The sequence below is a fragment of the Microbulbifer sp. MLAF003 genome, from assembly GCF_030012965.1.
In the GTDB taxonomy this organism is placed as follows: domain Bacteria; phylum Pseudomonadota; class Gammaproteobacteria; order Pseudomonadales; family Cellvibrionaceae; genus Microbulbifer; species Microbulbifer variabilis.
Map to the genome: position 1 here is coordinate 3,638,905 of NZ_CP120232.1, position 25,175 is coordinate 3,664,079.

23 protein-coding genes are annotated in these 25,175 nt (G+C 47.1%); 7 read left to right on the forward strand and 16 right to left on the reverse strand.

Features of this window, described 5'->3' with window-relative positions; translation table 11 throughout:
• Nucleotides 1-114: 114 nt before the first annotated feature.
• Complete coding sequence (locus P3339_RS17455) at nucleotides 115-1,560, forward strand: coniferyl aldehyde dehydrogenase (protein WP_020412324.1); 1,446 nt, start codon at nucleotides 115-117, stop codon at nucleotides 1,558-1,560.
• 590 nt (nucleotides 1,561-2,150) lie between these two features.
• Here P3339_RS17455 and P3339_RS23605 read toward each other — a convergent pair.
• Genes P3339_RS23605 through P3339_RS17465 form a run of 3 tightly spaced genes read right to left on the reverse strand, consistent with a single transcriptional unit; the run spans nucleotide 2,151 to nucleotide 3,940 of the window.
• Nucleotides 2,151-2,462: a helix-turn-helix transcriptional regulator gene (locus tag P3339_RS23605; protein ID WP_353056937.1), complete on the reverse strand. Its 312-nt coding sequence runs from the start codon at nucleotides 2,460-2,462 to the stop codon at nucleotides 2,151-2,153.
• Between the two features lie 35 nt (nucleotides 2,463-2,497).
• Nucleotides 2,498-3,148 carry an AraC family transcriptional regulator ligand-binding domain-containing protein gene (locus P3339_RS17460; protein WP_282951356.1) on the reverse strand — a complete coding sequence of 217 codons (651 nt, stop codon included), beginning with the start codon at nucleotides 3,146-3,148 and terminating at the stop codon, nucleotides 2,498-2,500.
• Nucleotides 3,149-3,166: 18 nt separating this feature from the next.
• On the reverse strand, nucleotides 3,167-3,940 hold the full coding sequence (locus P3339_RS17465; protein WP_282951357.1) for an SDR family NAD(P)-dependent oxidoreductase: 774 nt from the start codon (nucleotides 3,938-3,940) through the stop codon (nucleotides 3,167-3,169).
• Between the two features lie 879 nt (nucleotides 3,941-4,819).
• Here P3339_RS17465 and P3339_RS17470 point away from each other — a divergent pair.
• Together P3339_RS17470 and P3339_RS17475 are read left to right on the forward strand one after the other, a co-directional pair.
• A complete protein-coding gene (locus tag P3339_RS17470; RefSeq protein WP_282951358.1) occupies nucleotides 4,820-5,497 on the forward strand; it encodes a winged helix-turn-helix domain-containing protein in 678 nt (225 codons plus the stop codon).
• A complete protein-coding gene (locus tag P3339_RS17475) occupies nucleotides 5,475-7,265 on the forward strand; it encodes a sensor histidine kinase (protein WP_282951359.1) in 1,791 nt (596 codons plus the stop codon). The genes P3339_RS17470 and P3339_RS17475 overlap by 23 nt, the downstream gene beginning before the upstream one ends.
• A 122-nt stretch (nucleotides 7,266-7,387) precedes the next feature.
• Here the strand turns inward: P3339_RS17475 and P3339_RS17480 are convergent, their stop codons facing one another.
• The 3 genes from P3339_RS17480 to P3339_RS17490 all read right to left on the reverse strand — a co-directional run bounded on the left by P3339_RS17480 (nucleotide 7,388) and on the right by P3339_RS17490 (nucleotide 10,112).
• Nucleotides 7,388-7,795, reverse strand: a complete 408-nt coding sequence (locus tag P3339_RS17480; RefSeq protein ID WP_282951360.1) for a hypothetical protein — start codon at nucleotides 7,793-7,795, stop codon at nucleotides 7,388-7,390.
• 152 nt (nucleotides 7,796-7,947) lie between these two features.
• Nucleotides 7,948-9,270: a LamG domain-containing protein gene (locus P3339_RS17485; RefSeq protein WP_282951361.1), complete on the reverse strand. Its 1,323-nt coding sequence runs from the start codon at nucleotides 9,268-9,270 to the stop codon at nucleotides 7,948-7,950.
• Nucleotides 9,204-10,112 carry a hypothetical protein gene (locus P3339_RS17490; protein ID WP_282951362.1) on the reverse strand — a complete coding sequence of 303 codons (909 nt, stop codon included), beginning with the start codon at nucleotides 10,110-10,112 and terminating at the stop codon, nucleotides 9,204-9,206. Before P3339_RS17490 ends, P3339_RS17485 begins: the two co-directional genes overlap by 67 nt.
• Nucleotides 10,113-10,442: 330 nt before the next feature.
• Here P3339_RS17490 and P3339_RS17495 point away from each other — a divergent pair, with 330 nt between their 5' ends.
• Nucleotides 10,443-11,222: an SGNH/GDSL hydrolase family protein gene (locus P3339_RS17495; protein ID WP_282951363.1), complete on the forward strand. Its 780-nt coding sequence runs from the start codon at nucleotides 10,443-10,445 to the stop codon at nucleotides 11,220-11,222.
• A gap of 146 nt (nucleotides 11,223-11,368) precedes the next feature.
• Here P3339_RS17495 and groL read toward each other — a convergent pair whose 3' ends face one another.
• The 3 genes from groL to P3339_RS17510 form a co-directional block, all read right to left on the reverse strand.
• The gene (groL, locus tag P3339_RS17500; RefSeq protein WP_020412316.1) at nucleotides 11,369-13,009 is read right to left on the reverse strand and encodes a chaperonin GroEL; all 1,641 of its coding nucleotides are present in this window, start codon (nucleotides 13,007-13,009) and stop codon (nucleotides 11,369-11,371) included.
• 48 nt (nucleotides 13,010-13,057) lie between these two features.
• Nucleotides 13,058-13,351, reverse strand: a complete 294-nt coding sequence (locus tag P3339_RS17505; protein ID WP_020412315.1) for a co-chaperone GroES — start codon at nucleotides 13,349-13,351, stop codon at nucleotides 13,058-13,060.
• 214 nt (nucleotides 13,352-13,565) lie between these two features.
• The gene (locus P3339_RS17510) at nucleotides 13,566-14,036 is read right to left on the reverse strand and encodes an FxsA family protein (protein ID WP_282951364.1); all 471 of its coding nucleotides are present in this window, start codon (nucleotides 14,034-14,036) and stop codon (nucleotides 13,566-13,568) included.
• 143 nt (nucleotides 14,037-14,179) lie between these two features.
• Between P3339_RS17510 and cfa the strand changes: the two genes are divergently transcribed.
• Nucleotides 14,180-15,325: a cyclopropane fatty acyl phospholipid synthase gene (gene cfa, locus P3339_RS17515; protein WP_282951365.1), complete on the forward strand. Its 1,146-nt coding sequence runs from the start codon at nucleotides 14,180-14,182 to the stop codon at nucleotides 15,323-15,325.
• Nucleotides 15,326-15,526: 201 nt separating this feature from the next.
• On the forward strand, nucleotides 15,527-16,090 hold the full coding sequence (locus P3339_RS17520) for a hypothetical protein (RefSeq protein WP_282951366.1): 564 nt from the start codon (nucleotides 15,527-15,529) through the stop codon (nucleotides 16,088-16,090).
• 295 nt (nucleotides 16,091-16,385) lie between these two features.
• Here the strand turns inward: P3339_RS17520 and P3339_RS17525 are convergent, their stop codons facing one another.
• The gene (locus tag P3339_RS17525) at nucleotides 16,386-17,147 is read right to left on the reverse strand and encodes an SDR family oxidoreductase (protein ID WP_282951367.1); all 762 of its coding nucleotides are present in this window, start codon (nucleotides 17,145-17,147) and stop codon (nucleotides 16,386-16,388) included.
• Nucleotides 17,148-17,231: 84 nt separating this feature from the next.
• On the reverse strand, nucleotides 17,232-18,185 hold the full coding sequence (locus P3339_RS17530) for a DUF481 domain-containing protein (RefSeq protein ID WP_245556663.1): 954 nt from the start codon (nucleotides 18,183-18,185) through the stop codon (nucleotides 17,232-17,234).
• Nucleotides 18,186-18,494: 309 nt separating this feature from the next.
• Here P3339_RS17530 and P3339_RS17535 point away from each other — a divergent pair, with 309 nt between their 5' ends.
• On the forward strand, nucleotides 18,495-18,830 hold the full coding sequence (locus tag P3339_RS17535) for an MGMT family protein (RefSeq protein WP_282951368.1): 336 nt from the start codon (nucleotides 18,495-18,497) through the stop codon (nucleotides 18,828-18,830).
• Nucleotides 18,831-18,866: 36 nt separating this feature from the next.
• On the opposite strand, the gene P3339_RS17540 is transcribed toward P3339_RS17535, so the two are convergent.
• The 5 genes from P3339_RS17540 to P3339_RS17560 all read right to left on the reverse strand — a co-directional run bounded on the left by P3339_RS17540 (nucleotide 18,867) and on the right by P3339_RS17560 (nucleotide 25,007).
• A complete protein-coding gene (locus tag P3339_RS17540; RefSeq protein ID WP_020412307.1) occupies nucleotides 18,867-20,144 on the reverse strand; it encodes an AmpG family muropeptide MFS transporter in 1,278 nt (425 codons plus the stop codon).
• Nucleotides 20,145-20,444: 300 nt separating this feature from the next.
• A complete protein-coding gene (locus P3339_RS17545) occupies nucleotides 20,445-21,812 on the reverse strand; it encodes an AmpG family muropeptide MFS transporter (RefSeq protein ID WP_282951369.1) in 1,368 nt (455 codons plus the stop codon).
• 80 nt (nucleotides 21,813-21,892) lie between these two features.
• Nucleotides 21,893-22,483 (reverse strand): YbhB/YbcL family Raf kinase inhibitor-like protein, encoded by a 591-nt coding sequence (locus P3339_RS17550; protein ID WP_020412305.1) that lies wholly within the window; start codon nucleotides 22,481-22,483, stop codon nucleotides 21,893-21,895.
• A 2-nt stretch (nucleotides 22,484-22,485) separates the two neighbouring features.
• Nucleotides 22,486-23,472 (reverse strand): threonine ammonia-lyase, encoded by a 987-nt coding sequence (locus P3339_RS17555; protein ID WP_282951370.1) that lies wholly within the window; start codon nucleotides 23,470-23,472, stop codon nucleotides 22,486-22,488.
• Between the two features lie 107 nt (nucleotides 23,473-23,579).
• On the reverse strand, nucleotides 23,580-25,007 hold the full coding sequence (locus tag P3339_RS17560; RefSeq protein WP_282951371.1) for an aldehyde dehydrogenase family protein: 1,428 nt from the start codon (nucleotides 25,005-25,007) through the stop codon (nucleotides 23,580-23,582).
• Nucleotides 25,008-25,175 lie beyond the last annotated feature (168 nt).

Genomic DNA, 25,175 nt, shown 5'->3' on the forward strand with positions numbered 1-25,175 from the left:
AAGTTGGAACGTGCGCTTTAATTACTATTTAGTCAATCTGCTGACGCGATTGGTCAATCTCCCAAACGATTATTCGGTTAATCTGGTCGAAGATAAACGCCATAGGATAATAAAATGACCATCCAGACCCTTACCCGGCAGGATGCAGACAAGGCGCTACTCCAGAGTCAGCTGGATAGCCAGCGTCGAGCCTATCACGCCAACCCAGTCCCCAGTTATCAACAGCGAGTACAGGACCTGAAAACCCTGGCGCGAATGTTGAGGGAACAACAGGAGGCGATCATAGAAGCCATATGTTCAGACTATGGGAACCGCTCGAGGGAAGAAACCCTGCTCCTGGAGATTTACCCGGCACTTGCAGGTATCAAGGATGCGATAAAAAATCTCAAAAGGTGGATGAAACCTCGACGGCGCCATATTGACCTCAAGGCCTACCCGCTCTCAAAAAATACTGTGGTGCCCCAGCCTATTGGTGTAGTTGGAGTGATAGTGCCCTGGAACTTTCCCATTAACCTGAGCATTTCCCCATTGACCAATGTCTTTGCCGCAGGCAATCAGGCAATGGTCAAGATGTCCACAAACTCATGCCGGCTGGCCGAGCTGTTAATAGAGATCAGCCCCAAGTATTTTCCCCAGGAGAAGCTTTCTTTTATCGCCGACTATGGCGAAATAGGCCCACTATTCTCCAGCCTGAAATTTGATCACTTAATTTTTACTGGCTCAAGTACTACAGGCCGCGCTGTAATGCGCTCCGCTGCAGAAAACCTAACTCCAGTCACATTAGAGTTGGGAGGAAAATCGCCGGCTATCATCGCCCCTGATTTCCCGATTGAAAAAGCGGCAGAGCGCCTGATCCACTGGAAATTAGTAAATGCCGGACAGATCTGCGTAAATGTAGATTACCTCTTCCTTCCAGAAAACCAGCTGGACAATTTTATTGCGCATGCGACACAGCTAATTAAGAAGCGCTTTCCAGATTGGCACAGCTCTGACTACACCTCCATTATTGATAGCAACGCCTACCAGCGCCTGTGGAAAACCCTGGACGATGCAGTCGACAAAGGAGCTAAGGTATATGACCTCAGTGGCGGGCAACTCAAGCGGGATGACAGCTTACGCAAGTTCCCACCACATATTCTGGTTAATATGAACGGTGATATGCTGGCGATGCAAAGGGAAATTTTTGGCCCGCTCCTGCCAATTATGACCTACTCAAGGCCCGAGGAAGTCATCGACTATATCAATGCCCGCCCAAGACCATTGGCAATATACCCATATACCTACGATAAAAATCTGCAAAACCGCTATATTGAGCGGATTATGTCCGGCGGTGTATCGATTAATAACTGTGTATTACATGTTGGCCAACACGATATTCCATTTGGTGGTATAGGTGAGAGTGGAATGGGGCACTATCACGGCTATGAAGGGTTTCTCACTTTTTCAAAGTTACGCCCAATATTTCAGCAGGGCCCTGTTGACCTACTAAAACTTATGCGCCCTCCCTACGGGAATGTCACAAACAAAATCTTGAACGTAATGTTGAAGATGACCCGTTAACCGCAAGATACATTTGTAAAATTTTTAACCGCTAATTGATTTTATTGCCCCGGCAAAACTCATTGCCGGGGTATTTTTTTGGCAAGGAAACCCAAAAATACCCCCCTAAGCACTGGCGCTACGATCATCCCCTGTCCACACTAAGTATATGGCTTTTATGTAGTGTGGAGCCTCATGTGAGTTTTATTACAACCGTTGTGCTCGTGAGCAACTTGACCAATCCAATCCCCCCGGGGATAGACCCTAATAAACCAGCACCTATCTATGATAGCCCCGACCTTTACGGGGCGACCCCTTCGGTAATCGCACTTGATCCATCAACTATTAGGGCAAAACTCTACAGTCTGGGATTCAAACCTATAACCAGTATGCGGTTTGTTGGTGGTCGCTGGAAAATACAAGCCGTGTATCAAGGAGAACTAAGAGCTCTGGAAGTAAATCCAGATAACGGAATAATTTTTGCTGATCGTCCAGCCAGGTAACAAATCCAGTAGATCTTTTATTTTTGATATTCTCGAATTGTGCATCGGTAAGACCTACAATCGAAAGAAAATCGACTAAATTTTATTACCAGAAATAACTTTAGTCGCCTAATCAATCGAATCCCGATATTGTAATGGTGTTATTCCTTTCCAACCTCGGTAGGCTCGAATAAATGAATTGGGCTCCTTAAACCCAAGCATAAAGGAGATCTCTCCCAAATGTAGGCTGGACCTGGCAAGATAGTGATCGGCCAAATTTGACCTGACTTCCTGTAACACTGTCTGAAAGGTTTGGTTCTCCTCCCCAAGTTTTCGCTGTAAAGTTCTTTTACTGATAGATAAACGCTCAGAGACAGATTCGATAGAACTCTCACCCGCTGGTAAGAGTTCTATCAATACAGAGCCTACCCGGTCTCCCATTGTTGCTTCGCGATCCAAGTCTTTTAACTGCTGACTTAATTTGCCCTCAAAAAATCCCACATAGGCATATTGGCGGTCAGGAATGGCTTTTGCGCATCTTGCGCCGAGAAACAAATTCGTACCCGATCTGATTGCTTAATTGAGCAACCGAAAAACTCTCTATAAGGCGTTTGATCTTCTGGTAACTGTGGTAACGCCAATTCCAATGGCCGAATTTTCTCCCGGGTTCCCAACCGGGCCAGGCGGATATAGAAAATTAATTCGCTTAGCCCCAAAGCAGTAGGAATATTACCGTCACTTCCATAGCACTCTAAATTGAGCTTTGTGTATTCTTCGGTAATATCCAGGTGCAAATCCATGGGACCAATCAAGGGTTTATACTGCTGTATCCGCAATAGGGCTTGATTTAGGTTTGCACTACACAAACTCGCAAACACAGGGGGATCAAACGATTCAGCTGTAAGATGCTCCGCCAACAAGAGCGGTAGCGGCCTATCCTTTGAGGCCTGATCTATACCACACCAAAAGCGGAAGTACTCTATTGGAGTAAGTGTCACAGACTCTCGCTGCAATAGATCTGCAGGTAACCCGGCATAAGCCAGAGCCATAGCTGAGTCGATATTCATATCGTGTAACATCAGCTTCCAGCTGGGGGATACCAGAAATTTAGCTGCGCGCTTGGTCATTACCGGGTCTACTCGCAATCAAGATTTTTCCATCGTCTGGCGGGAAAATTTCAACACCATTTTACGGGGCAGTAATGGCATTATCCAATTCAGAAATACTTTAAGCCGCTTCTCATTAAAAGCAACCAAATCCCCACGTTCCATAGCCCCGTAACCACATTTAGCAACGGATTCTGCTGAACGGGCGTTCTTCCAGATATCTACTCCCTGAAGATCACCAGCCGCTACAAACCCAGTCGCAACAGCGCCCGGACATAAAGCGGTTACTGTTACACCTGTGCCCTTCAATTCTTCCGCCAAGGCTTGGCTAAAGGAAGTCACATAGGCTTTAGTTGCGTAGTAAACCGCCTGTAAAGGACCGGGCATAAAAGATGCCGTGGATGAAACATTAAGGATATGCCCACTATTGCGGGCAACCATTCCTTTGACATACAGGTGGGTGAGATTGGTTAGGGAAACCATATTCACCTGCATCATACCCTGCTCAGCTTCCAGATCTCGCTGATAGAAGAGACCGTGACCACCAAATCCCGCATTATTGATAAGGGTACCAACCTCCACACCCTCGCTTTGGGTTCGCTCAAAAATTCTCTGTGCGGACAAAGGGTCGGAAAGATCTTCAGCAATAACCATTGCCTGGATACCAAAATCCTTCTCCAGCTGCTGTTTGAGTGCTAAAAGCTTCCCCTCAGACCGAGCGACCAGAACCAGGTTGCCGCCCTTAGCCGCATGTATCCTGGCCAACTCAAGGCCAATACCACCTGAGGCTCCTGTAATAAGTGCCGTTTCCATTTAACTGTCTCCCAAGCGTTAATCTTGGAATCAGTATATAAGCTAAAGACGCCAGCTAAGAATCCGATTGTGCCGGTTGACTATCCAAACGTGCCATCATCCAAAGGCATACCTTCACCCTACTCTAAGAGTTTCGCAGAAACGTCGAAACCAGCTCAAGATCTCGTTTCCCGTTCTGCGGACCTTGAAACTGCAACCCCAGGAATTCGGAAGGCGCTCCTTTCGGTATAAACGGGATAATTTTCTCAAGTACCTATCAATAGCTGTGATCATTACCCTCGTGCACTTCATCCATATTAAAACTCAGTGCAGTCAAGCTATCGTTACTCATGTTTTTCCGATGCTTTGACTTCCTGGTCTCACGTCTGTCTACTCTGGAGAGCAAGAACTACTACCTCAATTGAGTCATTTGCTGTAACTCCGTGAACCAAAGCTTTTTAACAGCCTCTAAATTTCCCGATAAATTACAGGTCATTTTTAATGCACTGTTTACACCAAGGTGAGCTTAACCAAAAGGGTATTCTATCAATAACTGATCCACATAGCATTGATATTACAAGGGGTATGAAGCACACTTAACACACAACTTAAGACGCAGTTTTAGCCTAACAACTCTTTTTTTGTTAGTGTTCTCCACAAACAAAAAACTAGAAAGACTTCACTACTTCCAGTTCTTCAGAATGGTGTAAAAATAGCATTTGTCACTTTTAATTAAGTCTTTTCATATCTAAAAGGCTGAAAGTGCCTGGCAATATTTAGTTACGTTTTTATATTCACCATATGTACATGGCTTAGTCTGAGGCAAATCAGAAAACCTTAAAAAAAACAACTCGATCAACAAATAACCGGCAACCAAAACTATTTACCAGCTAAAGATATATGCGAATCTTTATAATAGAAGACGACATCAAATTAAGTCATTACCTTCACAAGGGCCTTAGTCAGGAAGGGCATGGTGTAGAGCTATGCCATAATGGAAAAACAGGGTTAATTCAAGCCAGCATCGAAAATTTTGATGTAATAATCCTTGACCGAATGCTTCCTGGTATGGATGGGTTAAAACTATTAAAATCCCTGCGGGGAATGGAAATCAGTACACCAGTTTTAATGCTAAGTAACCTCGGAGACGTCGACCATCGCGTAGAGGGTTTACGTAGTGGATGTGATGACTACCTTTCCAAACCTTTTTCTTTTGCAGAACTTTTAGCCAGAGTCGAAGTCATTGGTAGGCGCCAACCTCAGTCCAACACCTGCGAATTCCTTATTGTTTCAGACCTTGAGCTCAATCTCTTAACAAGGAAGGCACAACGCAGAGGCCGTAGTATTGAACTATTAACCCAGGAATTCAAACTCCTGGAATATCTTATGAGACATGAAGGTAAAATTGTTACAAAAACAATGCTTTTGGAGCAAGTCTGGGATCTTCATTTTGACCCGAAAACTAATGTAGTAGAAGTGCACGTAAGCAGATTGAGAAAGAAAGTTGACCAATCTCAGGACAGTCCTCTTATTCACACAGTAAGGGGGGCCGGCTATGTCCTTCGCGAAAAAAATTAAACTACATAAAAGCTCCAGTTTCAAACTGGCAATTATCACATTCAGCTGCGTCTGCCTTAGCTCCAGTATTTCATTGGCAAGCATCTATTTAATCACAAAACAATCGTTGGCAAATCCAACATTTCATAAAATTGAAAATATAACAAAAGAATCTATTGCGGAAATCAATGATCTAGAGTTTTTTCACCCTGATATATTTCCAAACTTCAAAAATGTAAAACCTAGAAATTTTATTAACAACCACACTTCACCATCAAAATTTACTAGCGACTACACACACTACTTCAAAAATCTTTTAAATAAAAGCAGCTTTAGCAATCAGGAGGAACTTGCTATTCAAGGGCGATTATTCGCACTGGGAGAAAATATCAATCCCCCACTAGAAAAAATTCCCGCCAACCTAATCTGGCACCTACTTAATAGTGAATTCCCTGAAGATTTTCACGATTATGTAGACAACATTACTGATGAGCGATTTAGCCATTGGCCCCAATATCATAAGAAACGCCACATAGATGCAACACTACTCGCAAAATATTACATTGAGACAGAGTATTTTCTAGATACAGAGGATCTCTGTGTAAAACTTCAAGACGCAAAGGGAAATATTATACTTAGTAACATTGAGGGAATTTCCCCACAAAGCACGAACTATAAGTCTACCTACACGGCAACTTACAATCCAGACTCTACATTTGGTCAAGAAGATGAACAGCACATATGCCTAGCAAGAACTTCTCTACTAAGTGACGGGGGAGAGCTAATACTGGGGAAGGATTTCACCCAACAATACCACCTATTGAAAAGCCTTAACTCTGTTATTTTTTACGGACTTCTGATCACTGCAATTATTAGCCTAATTTGTGGATATCTTGTATCTAGGCAAGCAGTCAGAAGAATAAGCGAGATTAACAAAGTATGCCGCCAAATTATGTCTGGAGATCTGGACAAACGGATCCCATATAATAGTAATGGCGGAGACTATGATCAGTTATCTATACATATCAATACAATGCTGGACAAAATCCAACAATTGATGATGGGAATAAAACAAGTTTCCGATAATATTGCCCATGACTTGAAGTCCCCACTTTCTCGGCTACGAGGCCAGCTAGAACTATTATTGCATATAGAAAAACCAGATAAAGATACTATCGAAGCCATTATTAATGAAAACGACAGGATCATCGAGTGCTTTAATGCGTTACTCAGAATCTCGCAAATTGAGCAAGGAGCACAAAGGTCAGCATTTCGGCACTTTTCGCTTCATAACCTTCTTAAAACCCTGGTAGAAGTCTATGAACCGATTTTTCATGATCAGGGAATACTTCCATCCGTTACTTTGATTGATGACCAACATATGATCTTTGGAGATAAAAACCAATGGTCTCAGTCTATTGCAAACCTATTTGACAATATAATTAAGTACGCACCAGGAAGTGGCAAACTGGATATTAGGCTTTCAGCTCAACCTCAACAAGGTAGGGAGTATCTTCAATTGCAGCTACACGATAGCGGTCCGGGAATTCCAGAAGATGATCATAAAAAGGTCTTTGAGCGATTTTACCGGTTGGAATCGCATAGGCATACAAAAGGTAATGGACTTGGATTAAGTCTTGTTTTGGCTGTTTGTAATTTGCACAAAGCTAAGATTCACCTAGCTAACTGCAATGGATTAAAGATACAGATAGATATCCCTTCAATCACAGATCCACATCCCGCCCATTCATTAAATTCTCAGGAAAGTAAATTCAGTGAATTATATTGAATATTTATCCGTACAAGGAAGTTAAAAATTCTATACAGATAATTTCCACTTACAAAGCAGAATAGCCATACTATGGTACGGCTATTCTGCTTATTCTTAAAATGCAACAACCAATAAGAAGATTAACTCTCACCAACAGAATTACGAACAATTTCAATGGATGAATCCGTGATTGCCGTCACAGGTAACCACACAATCAAAGTCTGGGATCCATCTGTATCTCTGATAATACCCAATTTTACATCGGATAGTACTTTGCCATTGAATTTTACTTTCGGAGTTTTGCTTGTTTCCCATTGGCGAATAATTAGTGATGGATTTACCAAAGGACTACTATCATTAGCCTTCACCAGTAAAGAAATATCTCCTGATATCCCATCTGATGTCAGGCTATAGGCTCTTTCATCAGTGATAAAATTAATTACATTGCCCTTAACACCTTGAACCGCATCTATTACAGGTGGAGAAATCCATGAACTTGCCAAGCCCTGTAAATCAACCGGTGTTCCCTGGGTAAAGCCATACATCATAGATCCAGAACCATATTCAAAGGCCTCTAGATTACCAACCGCAAAGTGAGAAACTCTATCATTGGCAACGGAGAATCGACCATCGGAAGGAATTTGAGCTATTGGCCAATGATTCCAAGGGCCTGCAAACGGAAAAATACCTCCCAGGAAATCTATATGCTTTGAACTCTCCTCATTAGCAGAGGGAAAAAACCACCTGCCTGACTTACTCCAAAGACCTTCCAGTTAGTTTGGCTATTGAGCACCGCAATATTACCGGGCAAAGGACTGGGGTCCACTCCATCACTAGGCCTGTCTAAGGGTATAGGATAAATGATATCAGAGGAGTCACCCGTAAGCCCCGCAATCGAAACTGCATTATAATTCAGGAAGTCCTCAGCTTTTTGACCCGGTCCTAGTAACCATTGGAAGTCCTGGTAAAATTCTACTCCACCTTCATCAGCTGCAGGATGGTAAAAAACATCCCGGATTGCCACCCCATCGGGATAAATTGTATGCACCTCATCAATATAAGCAGTATCCAAAACGAGTAAATCAAATACATCTGCGGCTGCATAACGCCAGTGAACTTTAACCCGTGCAGGAGTATTTTCAATCATACGAACATGGGTGCGTAGAGCGGCCTTATCAGACATGTGTTCAGCCAAAGAAACAATTGGGTTGACTGAAGCTGGGGTTTCAGGATCATCCGGATCGGGAATCACCAGTTCCACACTTTGATCAGACATCCACCGATTATCTGTCACCAAGTTCATGCCGTGTGATGTTCCTCGCCAATATACATAACTGATCGGCTTATTATCGAATCGGACTACAATATCTTCGTTGTCCGTAACCCTCCATAGGTTATCCCAAGCATCATGAAAGTCTAACTTTGTATAAATCCCACCAAACTTCTGGGGGTATTTTTCAAGGTCTGGCAATTGCCGCTTCGTAAAACCAGGATCTGGAGCTTTCTTTTGTGCCAATAAAAAACCGTTGTAACTATCATCAAAATCCTTAGAAGTCAGAGAGTGCTTATAAATGGCAATCTCGTCTATTGCCCCCTCAATACCGAATATACTGGAGAAATGATTGAATTCATTTAATTCACTCTCCCGAACCCCATCTGTTGCTGGTAAAGGTGAATTATTCATTCCAACAATCATTGGCATATCTGGAATTGAAAGATTGACATCATAAGATTGGCTTTTATCTAAAACACCATTGATATAGAGCGACAAACTCTTTTCTGCAGAAACACCAACATGAATCCACTGATTAACTGGGATTACACTATCAGAAGTTAAAGTTTTCCCATTTACCGTAAAAAGCAGCTTACCGTCAGAACTTACTCCAAAATAATACCCATCATTTCCCATATTATCTGACTGGTGAATAATAGGAGCATTATTCCATGGATAAGCGGCTAGATTAATCCAGGCTTCAATAGAAAGAGCCTCCTTAAATATGGGTGCCTCATCCTGCGCGACCACCACTGCTGATCTATAACCGTCAAAAAAAGGGCCGAACCAGACACACCGGCGACCCAATCACCCCCGTGGCTGTCAATATATCCAGTCGCTGATTTCAAGCTCTCAACAGTACTTGTGCCCTCCCCCTCATCAAACTTCCAATGAGCCACAGGTAAGCCAGGGGGAGTATAATTAACTATCGCATTCCCATTACCCTGAGACACACCTGCCTGTAGCTCTCCAGACTTATTTTGTACATCGGCTATGCCATTTTCCGTGAGACGCATAGTCTGAATAATAGCCCCTCGACGCACATCCCAGCCTGTGATGGTATCAGTGCCTGGCCGGTATAACCTGGTTACATTGCCATCTCGAGTAATCGTATATATCTCGTGGACTACCCCTTCGGGATCTCGCCCCATTTTCGTATTAGCCTTCGGGAAGTAACGCCAATGAATAACAACTTTTTCATCTGACTGCTCTAAGATACGAACATAAGAAAAGTCATTTGATTTATCAAAGCGAGTATTGGCATCACTCGAAATATCAGCCAAATGCGCTACAGGATTAGAATTGTTTCCAAAGTGCCAAACAGGCCGATAACTATGATCACGAGCAAAAACAAGCTTACCTTTCCCTTCAAGGTTCACAATGATATCAGCATAAGGTCCTGTGATCTTTTCCGGAATATCTACTGAGTTGACACGGGTATAGTGCGCAAAAAAACCAGCCGACGTTTGGCTTAAGTCTACTTGCGAACCCCTGGGTTCTAAAACCTGCCTCCCTCCAGAGTCCCCCGAATCCTTGCAGCCTAGTACTGCAAGACAGGCAGCTAGTACAAGATTACCTTTTGATAGCAACATATCTGCTCTTTCCTCCCATTTACTGAAAGGGAAGTCTAAAAGGACATACTAACCCTCTGCTGGACTGAACATTAAATATATGTAATGTTTCTCCCCCAAATTAAAATAGGACTTATATTTAGCGAATCTTGATCGTTCATATTCATAATTATTCTCACAGCTCATAAAGTAACGAAAAATAATCAGATGACTAATTTCAAGATAACAAGTTATTCCCTCAATAACCTATTCAACCACATAAGAATGTAGATACTTAAACACGCTGCACAGAACAAATTACAAAATAGACCTATCCTAAGTGGTAATAGCCCCACTTGGAAATCTAACACAATGAAAGAATTTAAAAGCCACCTAAAAATCCAAATATTTTTTCTTATCTTTCTATTATTGGTAGGAGCTTACTTACTAGTAGAGCCAAAGAAGCAGACTGAGCAGAAAACTCAGGAAATTCTATCTGTTCTTTTTATCGGCAATAGCTACACACGCCCTCTTCCTCCGATAATTCAGGCAATTGCTAAAAGCAATGGAGCACAAATTATATATAGCTCCATAACTCCGGGAGGGTGGACCTTACAAAAACACTCTGAGTCTGCAGATACACTAGAAGCTATTCATGAGAGGGCATGGGATTATGTGGTGCTTCAGGAGCAAAGCCAGCTTCCCTCATTCTCCGAAGAACAGAGGCATAAAGAGATTTACCCCTACGCAAAAAAACTCACCAAAGAAATTAGATTGGCCGGTGCCACCCCTCTCCTCTTTCTAACCTGGGGCCGTAAGCATGGGGACACTCAAAATTATTCCAATGATACTCGCAGTAAAATGCAAGCCCGCTTGTTTGAGGGTTATCAGAATATAGCCCAGACAACATCTTCAAAAGTAATACCAGTCGGCCTCGCTTGGGAAACAATTAGCTCCTCAGATAAAGTCATTGACCTATACGCTCATGATGGAAGCCACCCCAATCAGAATGGTGTATATCTATCTGCCGCGGTCTTTGTTTCCTATCTACTGAAACAACCTCAGTTAAATGCTCCACCAATCAATGGCATATCTAAGGAAACAGCCGAATTACTAGCACAACAAACTAAGAAACTTAATTTAGATCCATAGGCTATTCCTGGATCTGGGTCTGTTGTATCCCCATTAATCAGATTGTTTGCTGCGTCGCAGCACCAGTATTAACCTATCATTCCATGTACCTAAAATAAAAAAGCCCCGCAATTGCGGGGCTTTTTGGGGTAGGCTTTAAGGCCGGCTTACATCATGCCGCCCATGCCGCCCATTCCACCCATACCGCCCATGTCAGGAGCAGCCGGCTTCTCTTCCGGGATTTCTGCAACCATGGCTTCGGTGGTGATCATCAGGCCAGCAATAGAGGCTGCCGCTTGCAGAGCAGAGCGGGTTACTTTTGCTGGGTCCAGAATACCCATGTCCAGCATATCGCCATACTCGCCAGTAGCAGCGTTGTAACCGAAGTTGCCTTCGCCTTGCTTGATCTTGTCAACAACTACAGAAGCTTCATCACCAGCGTTGGAAACGATTTGACGCAGAGGCATTTCCATAGCGCGCAGAGCTGCAGCGATGCCGTGGTTCTGGTCTTCGTTGTCGCCAGTTACGGAGATAGCCTGGGTAGCGCGAACCAGAGCGGTACCACCGCCAGGTACTACGCCTTCCTCTACTGCGGCGCGGGTAGCGTGCAGGGCGTCTTCAACGCGGGCTTTCTTCTCTTTCATTTCCACTTCAGTAGCGGCGCCTACTTTGATTACCGCAACACCGCCAGCCAGCTTGGCTACACGCTCTTGCAGTTTCTCTTTATCGTAGTCGGAAGAGGACTCTTCGATCTGTGCACGGATCTGGCTAACGCGAGCTTCGATGTCTTTAACATTGCCAGCGCCGTCAACGATTACAGTGTTTTCTTTGGACAGGGTGACACGCTTAGCAGTACCCAGGTGCTCCAGAGTGGTACCTTCCAGCTCCAGGCCAACTTCTTCAGAAATCACGGTGCCGCCAGTCAGGATCGCGATGTCCTGCAGCATGGCTTTACGGCGGTCGCCGAAACCAGGTGCTTTAACAGCAGCAACTTTAACGATGCCGCGCATGCTGTTTACAACCAGAGTTGCCAGCGCTTCGCCTTCTACGTCTTCAGCGATGATCAGCAGCGGCTTGGAGGCTTTAGCTACTTGCTCCAGTAGGGGCAGCAGGTCGCGGATATTGGAGATTTTCTTGTCTACCAGCAGGATGAACGGATTGTCCAGCTCGGCAGTCATGTTCTCTTGGTTGGTGATGAAGTAAGGAGACAGGTAGCCGCGGTCGAACTGCATACCTTCTACTACGTCCAGCTCATTTTCCAGGCCGGAACCTTCTTCAACGGTGATAACACCTTCTTTGCCAACTTTTTCCATGGCTTCAGCGATGATGGTACCAACGCTCTCGTCGCTGTTAGCGGAGATAGTACCTACCTGAGCAATAGACTTGGTGTCGGCACAAGGAGTGGACAGGCCAGCAATGTGGTCAACCGCTGCGGTTACCGCTTTGTCGATACCGCGCTTCAGGTCCATTGGGTTGAAGCCAGCGGCTACGGATTTCAGACCCTCGGTTACGATAGCCTGAGCCAGAACAGTAGCGGTGGTGGTGCCGTCACCAGCGGTGTCAGAAGCTTTGGAAGCAACTTCTTTAACCATCTGTGCGCCCATATTTTCGAACTTGTCGCTCAGCTCGATTTCTTTCGCTACGGAAACACCGTCTTTGGTTACGGTAGGAGCGCCGAAGGACTTGTCCAGAACTACGTTGCGGCCTTTAGGACCCAGAGTAGTTTTTACAGCGTCTGCCAGGATGTTTACGCCTTTCAACATTTTCTGACGAGCGTCGTCACCAAAAATTACGTCTTTAGCTGCCATGATTCTTATTCCTCAAATTCTTTTTGCGAGTAAAGTTAAAGGCTGGCCTTAGCCTTCCAACACGCCGTAGATATCACCTTCGCTCATGATGATCAGCTCTTCGCCTTCCACCTTGAGGGTATTGCTGTCGGCATAGCGACCGAAAACAACCGTGTCACCTACCTTCACAGACAGTGCGCGCACATCGCCATTGTCCAGCTGCTTGCCCTCACCCACGGCTACCACTTCACCCTGGTTTGGCTTTTCTTTGGCAGCACCTGGCAGCACGATACCGCCAGCTGACATCGCTTCTTCTTCCTTACGGCGTACTACGACGCGGTCGTGTAAAGGACGAATTTTCATGGATAAGTTCTCCATTGAGTCGTTTTAAGGTTTTCCAACATTGGCGGTACAGGCCCATCGGGCCGGTAACCTCACCCCTCTCTGGTCCTCAGAGGCGGGGCTTAATTCTCAGTTGATCCCTATCTATGGGCGGGAGAATAGATTTCAACACCCTAAAGTGAAAAAACTATAAAAGTGCCGTTTGAAGTGTAAAAGTGTGCACTATTCAACCAAATCAGTCTTTGTGGCGCTTGTGCTCAACGGAGTTCCGCTCATCCCGTGAGTACTCTCCCTCGATAATATCGGGGCCACGTCTGGAGGCATTCGGTTGGTAGGGGCCACCTGGTCGAACGATAGTGACATGGCGAAGTAACCGCCCCAGTAATAACTGGCGCAGTCCCGGTATCAGGCAGGCGAAACCGAGAATATCGGTAATGAAGCCGGGGGTCAGCAGCAGAACACCGCCGACGGCGAGAAAGATACCTTCTACCATCTCCTGGGCGGGAATATCACCAGTGCGCATCTTCTCCTGGGCCCTTGCCAGGGTAGAGAGCCCTTGGCGATGCAGCAGCGTCACGCCGATGATAGCCGTTAGAAACACCAGGCCGATGGTGGGCAAGGCGCCGATTTCACTCCCTACGGCGATCAATACCCACAATTCGAGTACAGGTAGAGCTATAAATAGAAGCAGCAGCAAGGGACGCATAGAGAGGATTCCTGATCTAACAGCACACGGCTAATCCGGGGCTGGGGATATTTTCGACATGCTGTATTAAATGGAGTGGGGAGGCAAATTATTCAAGGGCGCCATAATCGACCCCACGCTAACCAGGAGAGAGGGAGACTTGAATGGCAAGCGAGCAGCAAGATGCCATAGAGGCACCAGCCATAGGCCGAAGCCGCCACTTTGTTGATGATATTTTAGCCGAGGCCGATATCCGTATTAACGGTGACCGCCCCTGGGATATCCAGCTCCATCGCGAAGAGGCACTTGATGAGATCGTCGCCCGCCAAAGTATGGGGTTGGGGGAAACCTATATGCGCGGGGACTGGGATGTACAGGCCATAGATCAGTTCATCTACCGTATTCTAGATTCCGACTTGAGCCGTCACTTCAAGAACTGGCGCCATATCTTCCCCTATATACGCAGCTGCTTGCTCAACCTGCAAAGCCGTCGCCGGGCGTTCGAGGTCGGTGAGCACCACTACGACTTAGGTAATGAGTTTTACGCCGCCATGCTCGATAGCCGCCTTACATATAGCTGTGGTTATTGGAAGGAGGCCCAGACCCTAGATGAGGCCCAGGAAGCAAAACTGGACCTTATCTGCCGCAAACTGCAGCTTGAACCAGGAATGAAGTTATTAGACATCGGTTGCGGGTGGGGAAGCCTCATCGGTTATGCGGCACAGAAATACCAGGTAGAGTGTGTCGGGGTTACAGTATCCCGTGAGCAGAGAGCCTACGTCGCCGAACGCTATGCCAACCTGCCGATCACCGTGCACCTTCAGGATTACCGCGAACTCAATGAACCCTTTGACAGAATTGCCAGCGTGGGAATGTTTGAGCATGTAGGACGAAAAAACCACCGCGCATTTATGGAGGTGTCAAAACGCTGTTTGAAAAAAGACGGCATTTTACTACTTCACACTATTGGTAAATCCAAACCCGCACCTACCGACCCCTGGGTTGAGAAGTATATTTTCCCCAATGGAGAAATACCTGCCGCCAGTCAAATCACTCTGGCAGCTCAGGAGCTACTGACCTGTGAGGATCTACATAACTTTGGCCCCGATTACGATAAAACCCTGATGGCCTGGCATGATAATTTTGAACGTAATTGGCCTCGCTTCGCCGATCGCTATGGTCGACGCTTTTATCGTATGTGGCGTTATTACCTTCTGTTATGCGCGGCATCCTTTAGAGTTCGCAGAATGCAGTTGTGGCAGTGGATGTTATCGAAAAATAGAACCGATGGTGTGGAACGTATTTGCTAGGGTAAGAAATTCTTGATTGAAGACTTCAAATTCTTCCAACATTGAGAGTTTCAAAAGTCTGGGGGAGCAATTAGTGGCGGTGATTTAGCTCTACTACTATCAATGCTTCACCCAGACCTTTCTCCTGACAATCAAATCCATTAGCTATCGCTACTTATCAGCAAGCCCGAATAATACTTGCTGCCGCCAGGTCGTTACTCAATGCATTATCTATTCACAACCCCTCAAGAGCTAAAGTTACTTATAGAGGTTCATACGGTTGCGGCTATAGTTCTAACGTTTATTACTATTCCATTAACTCTTCTGATGAAAAAGGGCAGCCGTTACCATCGGATCGGTGGCCTCAGCTCACTCTTGATTGCCATTATCTTTTCCATCAGTGCCCTGCTGATGCTATTCAACCCTTACATCATTCCTCATCTCAAGGCCGACATTCCCGAGTACCAGATCGATATTGCCTATGTCTACAATACTCACCCAAACCTTTTATTACTGGGATTGATCAGCATATTCAGTTACTCCATATTTTCTGCCTATCGAATATGGCCGAGAATCAAGCACTCCAATGATGGCAGAATCACTTCCAATATTATCGATTGGATACTGGCTGCCATAGCTGCCTGGGTCGCAGTATTCTATTTCCAGGTTTTTCTTTACAATATTGGTAAACACCCAAGTTATGCGAATATTTACCTGGCTCCATCCGCATTAATGCTGGTTTTTATGGGGCTCGATGTCTATACGTTTTTTTCCGACCACAAGTAACAAGCCGACCATGGTGGGCACTGCATATGTGCAAGATGCTGTATGCCTGATCGGCACTAATCAAAGGCTTTGCGTTGCGGGATTTTCACTTATCTTTAGAACAAACAGTATTTCACGAAGTGGCATCCATCCTGGCCTGGCTCATTATTTCCTTGTTTGTATACCTGTTTTATCGAAAGACTCTCAACACAAGATATGCGAGGAAGGGATAGATAAATCTTAAAGTCATTACTGAAAGGGAAATAAAAAAGGGCGAACAAAGTTCACCCTCATCTGATAACACGCTACTGAATCGTTAAATACGTGCACCACCGTCGATATCCAGAACTCGACCGGTTACATAGTCATTCTCCAGAATAAACGCCACGGTTGAGGCAATTTCCTCTTGCTCACCCAGGCGTCTCAATGGCACTTGCTTAACCAGACTATCCAGGATTTCCGGGCGCATTTGCGCAACCATATCAGTGCCGATAAAACCGGGAGCAATTGCAGCTACGCGCACGCCGTAACGAGCCAGCTCGCGGGCCCAGGTTACCGTCATGGCAGCAACACCAGCCTTACTGGCGGAATAGTTTGTCTGTCCCATATTGCCGGCACGAGACAGGCTGGAGATATTCACCATCACTCCACCCTTGCCACTTTCCGCCATAATTCCGGCTGCGGCACGGCCACAAAGGAATACCCCAGTCAGGTTTACGTCAATAACAGACTGCCACTGGGACAGTGACATACGGTCAGTGACCTTGCCCTCTTTACACTTGAGCAACATACCATCGCGCATAATACCGGCGTTATTAATCAACACCTGCAGACCACCGAAATCCTCTGCGACCTGGAAGAAGCCTTTATCTACCTCTTCCTCATTAGCGACATTGATCACATAGCTTCGCGCCTCGGCACCGAGCTGTTCACAGGCAGAAACACTTTCCTTTAGCCCCTCTTCGTTGACATCAATCAATGCCAAACGGGCCCCGCGCTCCGCCAGGTAAACGGCCATTGCTCTTCCCAGCCCTTGGCCAGCACCGGTAATCGCCACAATACTGCCGGCAATCTGCATGTTGCACTCCTCATTAGTATTTTTTAGATTTTATTTCTCTAAGGCCTGTTATTCCGGCAAAGTTGGGAGAATGCCGCCAGGCTATTACCACTGGTAACCAACACCAACGGTTACTTTGGTATCTTCTTTTTCACTTTCCAGCGATGGTGTGTTGTCGTACTGCCACTGGTAGCCAATTTCCATCAGCACTCCTTCAACCAGTGGTGTTCTCACCCCCACCTTGGCATTTGCCTGGTAGTCATCACTGTGATCGAAAGACTGCAGGGTTTCCTGGTCAAAGTAAATTTCCGGGCCCAGGGAAAATTTATAACGGTAATTCAGCGCGACACGCCCTGCCACATATTGGTCGTCCTGATTCTCACTCAGCTCCGTATCAATAAAATCTTCCTGCAGGCTACTAACACCGCCTTCCAGTGAAAATGCTGTTTTGTCTGTGTCATAAAACAGGTAACCAAGACCCAGACCCATGGTTGTGCCGAGGTCCAAGTTCCGCGCCTCTTCATGCTCCCAGGCGGTATTTGCTGCAGCAAACCACTTTTCTGCAAAAATCCAGCGCAGGTCATAAGTCAGCCGGTATTTTTCCAGCGCGCCATCATCCTCACTGTCTTGATTCTGGTAAAGGGCGCCGACCAGGTGATGGAAATCCCCATGGCGCACATCCAGGTTAACATTTGCATCCAGGTCCTCACGCTCACGGTTCCCGGATTCAAAAACGCCGCCCGCACTCACATTACCCTTGAATGTCATTGGATTACTGACAAAGTGTGGATAGGGCTCAGCACGCTCCACTCCAGGAAAGTCGATCAACCAACCTCCACCCTCTGCGCAGTAGAGTTCCCACTGCTCCTGACGGTGCCCTGCCAGCGTGCATGGCTCATCCCGCCCGGCAACTTTGAGATCGGTATCCACATCCATGGATACAACCTTGGATTTATCGACCTTAACTTCACCGAAGGTCTCAGATTTCCATACCACTTGTTCAGTATCTACAAGCACCAGCTCCCCCTGAATGCGATCACCATTCTCAAGGGTGAGCACACCCGCAAAAACCTGTAAGGGTGCAAGGCAAAGGAGAGTTTTGGCAAAAATCCGGGGAATTTGTGTCGATAGAACCACAGGAGAACCTTGAAGTTTCTGGATGAGCTTGCGATGAAAACTGTGATGAAAGCCCTATTCAATCGGCAATAATGCCACAACTGTCATAAATGTGGCACGCCAATGCTACCTATTTTGTAACGGCTCAGTATGATACCCCGGCTTTAATCCGTGCTTTTTTATAGCTTATTTGCAGACAAATACGGCAAACTGGCGGCTAAATCTAATAAACCACTAAGAAATGAGGCTTTTGTGCCTGTAGAGACCAATACCACCGGCCCAGAAACACCAGGCAGCGCTCTCGCCAGAATATGCCGGGTTTTGGCCTCAATACCAACAGGCCGGGTCGTCACTTATGGAGATCTCGCCGAAATGGCCGGCTATCCAAGAGCCGCCAGACTAGCTGGTCAGACATTACGGAAACTACCCAAAGACACCAAATTACCCTGGCACCGGGTAATCAACGCCCAGGGAAGAATCTCATTACCCGAACCCGGGGCTTCCCGCCAACGCAAGCGGCTGGAGAAAGAAGGGATTACCTTGTTAAAGGGGCGGGTGGACATGGCCAAGTATCGCTGGAGACCATAACCCCGAAAGGAGCTGTACAAGTTTAGGCGGTAGTAATCAGGCTTCCTCCGCTGCATCACCATTCCACGGCGCGACATAAAAGAGCAGTAACATCCCCGGAACTGCCAACGCGGCGCACAGAAGAAAGAAGTTCGTCCACCCCACAGACTCAACCAAATACCCTGTTGAAGCATTGGCAAAGGTCCTGGGTAAGGAGGTTAACGCAGTAAACAGGGCGAATTGGGTAGCCGTGTGTAATTTGCTGGTTGTGCGGGCAATAAAAGCGATGAAAACTGCAGTACCAAGACCAACCCCCAGATACTCAAAAGCAATCACTATCGCCAGTAGCCACAGGCTCGGCTTAAAACCCGGTGTGCCCACCAGATCCCCATTAGCCTCAGATAAAATCATAAAGCCAAAAATGGATACGAGCTGGATAACTCCAAAGATCCACAGACACTTATTAATCCCAATACGCACCATCAATAGGCCGCCGAGAAATCCCCCAATCACGGCGGGCCAGAGACCGGCATTTTTAGCCACAATACCAATATCCGTATTGGTGTACCCCATATCCAGGTAATAGGGTGTCGCCAATGCAGTGGCCATATTATCGCCGAGCTTGTACAGGAACATGAAAGCAAGCACCAATACTGCGTGCTTTACGCCGTTGCGGTTAAAAAATTCGACAAATGGCAGCACGATAGCCTCGCGCAAAGTCCTTGGTGGCGCAGCCGGGTGCTGGGGCTCTGAAACCATCAAGGTCATAAATACAGCGATCAACATAAAAGCTGCAGTTATCCAAAAAACCTGGTCCCAGGCCAAATGATCCGACAGGATTAAACTGAGCGAACCCGGTATCAGGCCCGCTACTCGATAGGCATTCGCATGAAAGGAATTACCGAGACCTAACTCATGATCCGGCAATATTTCCCGACGGAAGGCGTCCAGGACAATATCCTGGCTGGCACTAAAAAAAGCCACACCAAAACATAAAGTGGCAATTGTCCATATATTGAACTGCGGATTGAACATACCTAAGCCGCCAATAAAGACTATCAGCAGCAATTGCATTACGAGCATCCAACCACGACGACGCCCTAAAATCGGGAAAGCAAAGCGCTCCATTAATGGAGCCCACAGAAACTTCCATGTGTAGGGCAGACCAAGTAAGGCAAAAATCCCGATGGTAGCCAGGTCTACTCCCTCAGAACGTAACCAGGCAGGCACCAGTTGAATCAGGACAAAAAGTGGCATTCCTGAGGAAAATCCGGTACCGATACAGATCAGCATACGCCGATTGAATACCGCCTCCCGAACCGTTTCGTGGGCCATAGTTTGTCGCTTTTAATTGCTGATTATCATTCTTGAAAACTACAGCTCTTAGACATCCCAGCTAACAGCCATAAGTGACACCAAAACCCCTCCCTTATCTCTATAAAAAACCAATAACCATTACAGGTTTCGAGCGGAGGAGTAATACAACCACCATAGACACAAGTCGGAGAAAATGCCCGTTGATGAGGAATTATCCGGGGGCGTAGCAACGAGATGAGTGACCGGCACACAGGAAAGCTTCTGTCATAAAGCAGATCTGTATGCCAGCAATAAAATTAGACCCTGGAATGGCTCTCTTCAGGTCGCGCGTGAGTCTGGCTGCGGTTCTTCCAGATGCCATTCACGCTGTTCACGCCGCCAGAAATAGATAGAGAGTAAAATTGCCGGAACTCCCATTAAGGCAGCATAAATAAAGAAATGGGCGTAACCCTGAGCATCAACCACCATACCGGAAAAACCACTGATAAATTTACCCGGCAGCGTCATCAGAGAGCTGAACAAGGCATACTGGGTTGCGGTATAAGCCTTATTGGCCAGGCTCGACAGGTACGCGACCAGGACCGCATTAGCAATACCGCCGCTGATGTTGTCGGCACTGATCACCAGAGCCAGCCATGCCTTATCCGGACCAATCAGTGCAAGCTGGGCAAACAGTAAGTTGGTACAGGCAACCATTACCGCCCCGAGTATCAGCGGGCGCAAAATGCCATAGCGCACCACCAGGACTCCACCTAGAAAGGAGCCGAGAATAGTGCAGAAGAATCCGAACAGCTTACTGATTTCTGCAATTTCTGTTTTGGAAAAGCCTAAATCCAAATAGAAGGGATTGGCCATAATCCCCATCGCAATATCGCTTAGGCGGAAAATACCGATAAACAGCAATAAAACAAAAGCAAAGCGCCCATTGCGTTGGAAGAATTCAATAAAGGGACAGGCGACAGCACGAACAAACCACTGCTTCAAGCGACTGTGTTCGCCCTTCCCCAACAGGCGCTGCTCCCATTCACTCTGCAGTACGTCAGCCTCTTTACTAACCTTCGAGTGATCGGGCTCTGTGATCAACAAAGTGGTGATCACACCCACCCCCATCAAAACGGCCATTGCCAGGTAGGCGCCAGACCAACTGAACAAATCTGCAATAAATAGTGCCCCAGCCCCAGCAATCAGCATCGCAACCCGATAACCAAACACATAATTAGCCGCCATAGCTCCCTGGTAGTCTTCATCCATGGCTTCAATTCTGTAGGCATCAATAGCCACATCTTGTGAAGCCGAGCAGAATGCAACCCACAGAGCGAGTAGAGCTACTTGCAACAAGGACAGCTGGGGATCCACACTGGCCATACCCACCAAGCCAATGGCAACGCCCACTTGGGACACCAGCATCCAGCTCCGCCGTTTTCCCAGGCTTTTGGTCAGTAAAGGCAACCGTAAATAGTCAATGATGGGAGCCCAGAGCACCTTTATTGAAAAGGTAATTCCGACCCAGGCAAAGAAGCCTATAGCGGTGCGGCTAACACCGTAGTCGCGCAGCCAGGCAGTCAGGGTTGAGAAGACCAGTAAAAGCGGAAGGCCGGCAGAAAAGCCGAGGAAAAACATGGTGATTACACGGGGCTTCAGATAAGCTCCAAGTGCTTGCCCCCATGTCAGTTGCTGCCGCGACATATTCAACCTTCCCCTTTGAGCCCTACAGGCCATAAAGAAAGAGCGCAGGCAATATGTCTGCACCCAAAAAGCTACCTAACTCAATGGCCCCACAGAACCTCGAGCTCTGCCTCGGCCAACTTGTTGGCATTCACATTGAAGCCCACCTTGGCGGGAGATGAATTTTCATCTAACGGCAGGGAATCCACTTTCAGGGCATATACACGGAAGCGATAGCGATGGTCGCCGTGCCCTTTGGGTGGGCAGGCGCCACCATATCCAGGATTTCCATAGTCATTGCGCCCCTGAATAGCTTCGGGAATCAGGCCGTTCTTCAGGTCTCCAGCACCCTCTGGCAGACTGGTTACGTCAGCAGGGATATTAAAAATCACCCAGTGCCACCAGCCACTGCCTGTCGGTGCATCGGGATCATAAACCGTCACCGCAAAACTTTTAGTGCCTTCGGGGGCCCCCTCCCAGCTCAGTTGCGGAGAGACATTTTCCCCGCCACAGCCGGCATATACATGAGCTAATGGCATTTTTTTGCCGGGTTTCAAAGACGTAGAAGACAGTGTCAACTGCCCGGCCTGGGAGGCAACAGCCATCAAAGAAAATATTGTCGCTGCAAAGAAACTGGCAATTTTGCTGTACTTTATGCGGCGAAATCCTAGGTTCATATCCAACACTCTCATTGTTACTCTTCCACACTGGTCAACAGGCTTGAAACCTTGCCCAGATCCATGTTGCCACCGGTCAATACAACTGCGACATTCTTGTTGCGAAAACGCGCTCCGTGCTCGAGCACAGCTGCGAGCCCCACGGCAGCTGAGGGCTCAACCATTTGCTTGGTGCGAGTCCACAATAGTTGCATTGCCCGCACAATACCACTTTCAGAAACCGTCACAATATCTCTCACAGTGCGACGAATCACCCTGTAGTTTCGGTGCCCAAGCGTTGTACGCAAGCCATCGGCAATAGTATGGGGCTGCTGGGTAGTGATATGAACACCGCCACGCAAAGATCGCTGCGCATCATCCGCGCCAGCGGGCTCTGCGCCTATTACCAATACATCTGGAGCCAACGCCGCTATTGCCAGCCCAGTGCCTGCGAGCAGGCCACCGCCACCCACAGGGGCCACAATCACATCCGGAGTAAAACCCTGCTCCCGACATTGCTGAACAACCTCTAGAGCTACCGTGCCCTGCCCCGCAATAATCCTGCTGTCGTCATAGGGCGGCACTACATGGGCCCCTGTCTCTTGCACCACTTTTTGCAGAGCCTCTTCACGGTCTGCCAGGGTAGGACCGCAAGTAACAATTGTTGCGCCATAACTTTCCACAGCCATGCGCTTCATATCGGGCGCCGTCTCTGGCATTACAACAATACAGGGCAAACACCGCTCCGCAGCAGCCCATGCCAACGCCGCGCCATGATTGCCTGAGGAGTGGGTCGCCACCAACTCAGCTCCTTCAGGCAAGAGGGAAAGTGCATTTGCAGCTCCACGTGCTTTAAACGCACCCACTTTTTGCAAGTGCTCACATTTAAACCAAAGATTGGCGCCACCCAGCTCATTGAGAAGCTGGGAGCGAATCAAGGGAGTTCGATGGACAGTTCCGGAGACTGTTTGTGCCGCGCAAAAAACATCAGCACTGGTAGGCAGGTCATTGGGGTCCGAGGGCATAGCTCTGTTGGTCTTTTTAATTTACGACTGAATGTACCAACTCAAGCCACTAAAAAACCAGCAAAATTCCCTTTTCGCCCATATCTCGCTAAATATTTTTGGCCACTCTATCGCTGCAGTATTTTCAACCACTTAAATTTTCGATTGGTGTACGGCGCATAACGCAGGTCAACATCCAGAATATTTTTGCGTTTCATCACGGCTTTGTAGTGGCTAAAAGTTCTGAAACCATGCTCACCGTGGTAACAGCCCATACCGCTGGCTCCCACTCCTCCAAATGGCAGATCCTGGGCCAGCATAAACATCATGCAATCGTTCACGCAGGCATTACCGGAGCTGCAGCGGGAAAGCACCCGGTCAGCGATGGCATCACTCCGGGTAAAAATATACAGCGCTAACGGCTTTTCCCTCTCATTAACAAACGCTTCCACTTTTCCGAAGTCATCCAACTCAACTACCGGCAGCAAGGGACCAAAAATCTCTTCCTGCATTACCGGGGACTCCAGATTGACACAGCGCATCAGGGTTGGCGCCATGTAGCAACTATCCACATCGACATCCCCACCAAAAATTACCTCACCATCACCGAGGAGGTCCGCCAAACGCAATGTGTGCTGGGTATTGATTATCCGTCCATAATCGCTGCTTTGACGGGGGCTGTCCCCAAACATCTCCCTTACCGCCAGCTGGATAGCAGGGACAAGACGGTCCGCGGTGTGCTTGGTACACAGTACATAATCCGGTGCAATACAGGTTTGCCCCGCATTGGTAAATTTCCCCCAAGCTATACGCCGCGCGGCAATATCGATATCTGCATCATCGGCCACAATACAGGGGCTTTTGCCGCCAAGCTCCAGGGTAACCGGAGTTAAGTGCTTACTTGCTGCCCCCATAATAATCCTGGCTACCCGACCACCGCCGGTGTACATGATGTGATCCCAGCGCTGCTCCAAAAGGCTCGTGGTCTCTGCCACAGCTCCCTCAACACAGGCGAAGGCATCATTATCCAGGTATCTGGGCAACAACTCAGCGATCAAATGAGAAACCGCAGGGGATAATTCCGACGGTTTGACCACTGCACAGTTACCCGCCGCTATGGCAGGCACAAGAGGCGACAGCAATAGTTGAAGGGGATAATTCCAGGCGCCAATAATCAATATCACCCCAAGGGGTTCTGGCTGTATATAGCTTTTCGCAGGTTGGGTGAGAAGTGGCGAGGAAACCTTGCGCTGGCGTACCCACTTTTTGAGGTGCTTGAGGGTATGATCGATATCACTATAGAGAAACGAAATCTCAGTCAGGTAAGCTTCCTGGGGAGCCTTATGCAGGTCCTCATTCAAGGCCCCAATAAAGCGCGCCTCATTCTCCGAGAGCATTTTGCGCAGCTGAATTAATTGGCGACGCCTCCAGGCCAGCTCAAGGGTACTTCCACTGCGAAAATATGCCCTTAGTCCAGCGACTAACGCCGCGGAGTCCCTACCATTTGCAGCACTGAGATCTGACAGCATTTGCGGTTCCAGTAATGAAACATTCAAACCCTACTTCCTCCACTGAGTATAAGCATCCCGCTACCCGGTAATCTCCGGAGTGCGATAGCGGGCGCAATCATCTGGGAGGATGGTTAAAAGTCAAGCAATTACTGGGAAATTTTTCCAAAATGTAATTCAGTTAAAAAATAATTTACTCATTTCAGCTCTGAATAA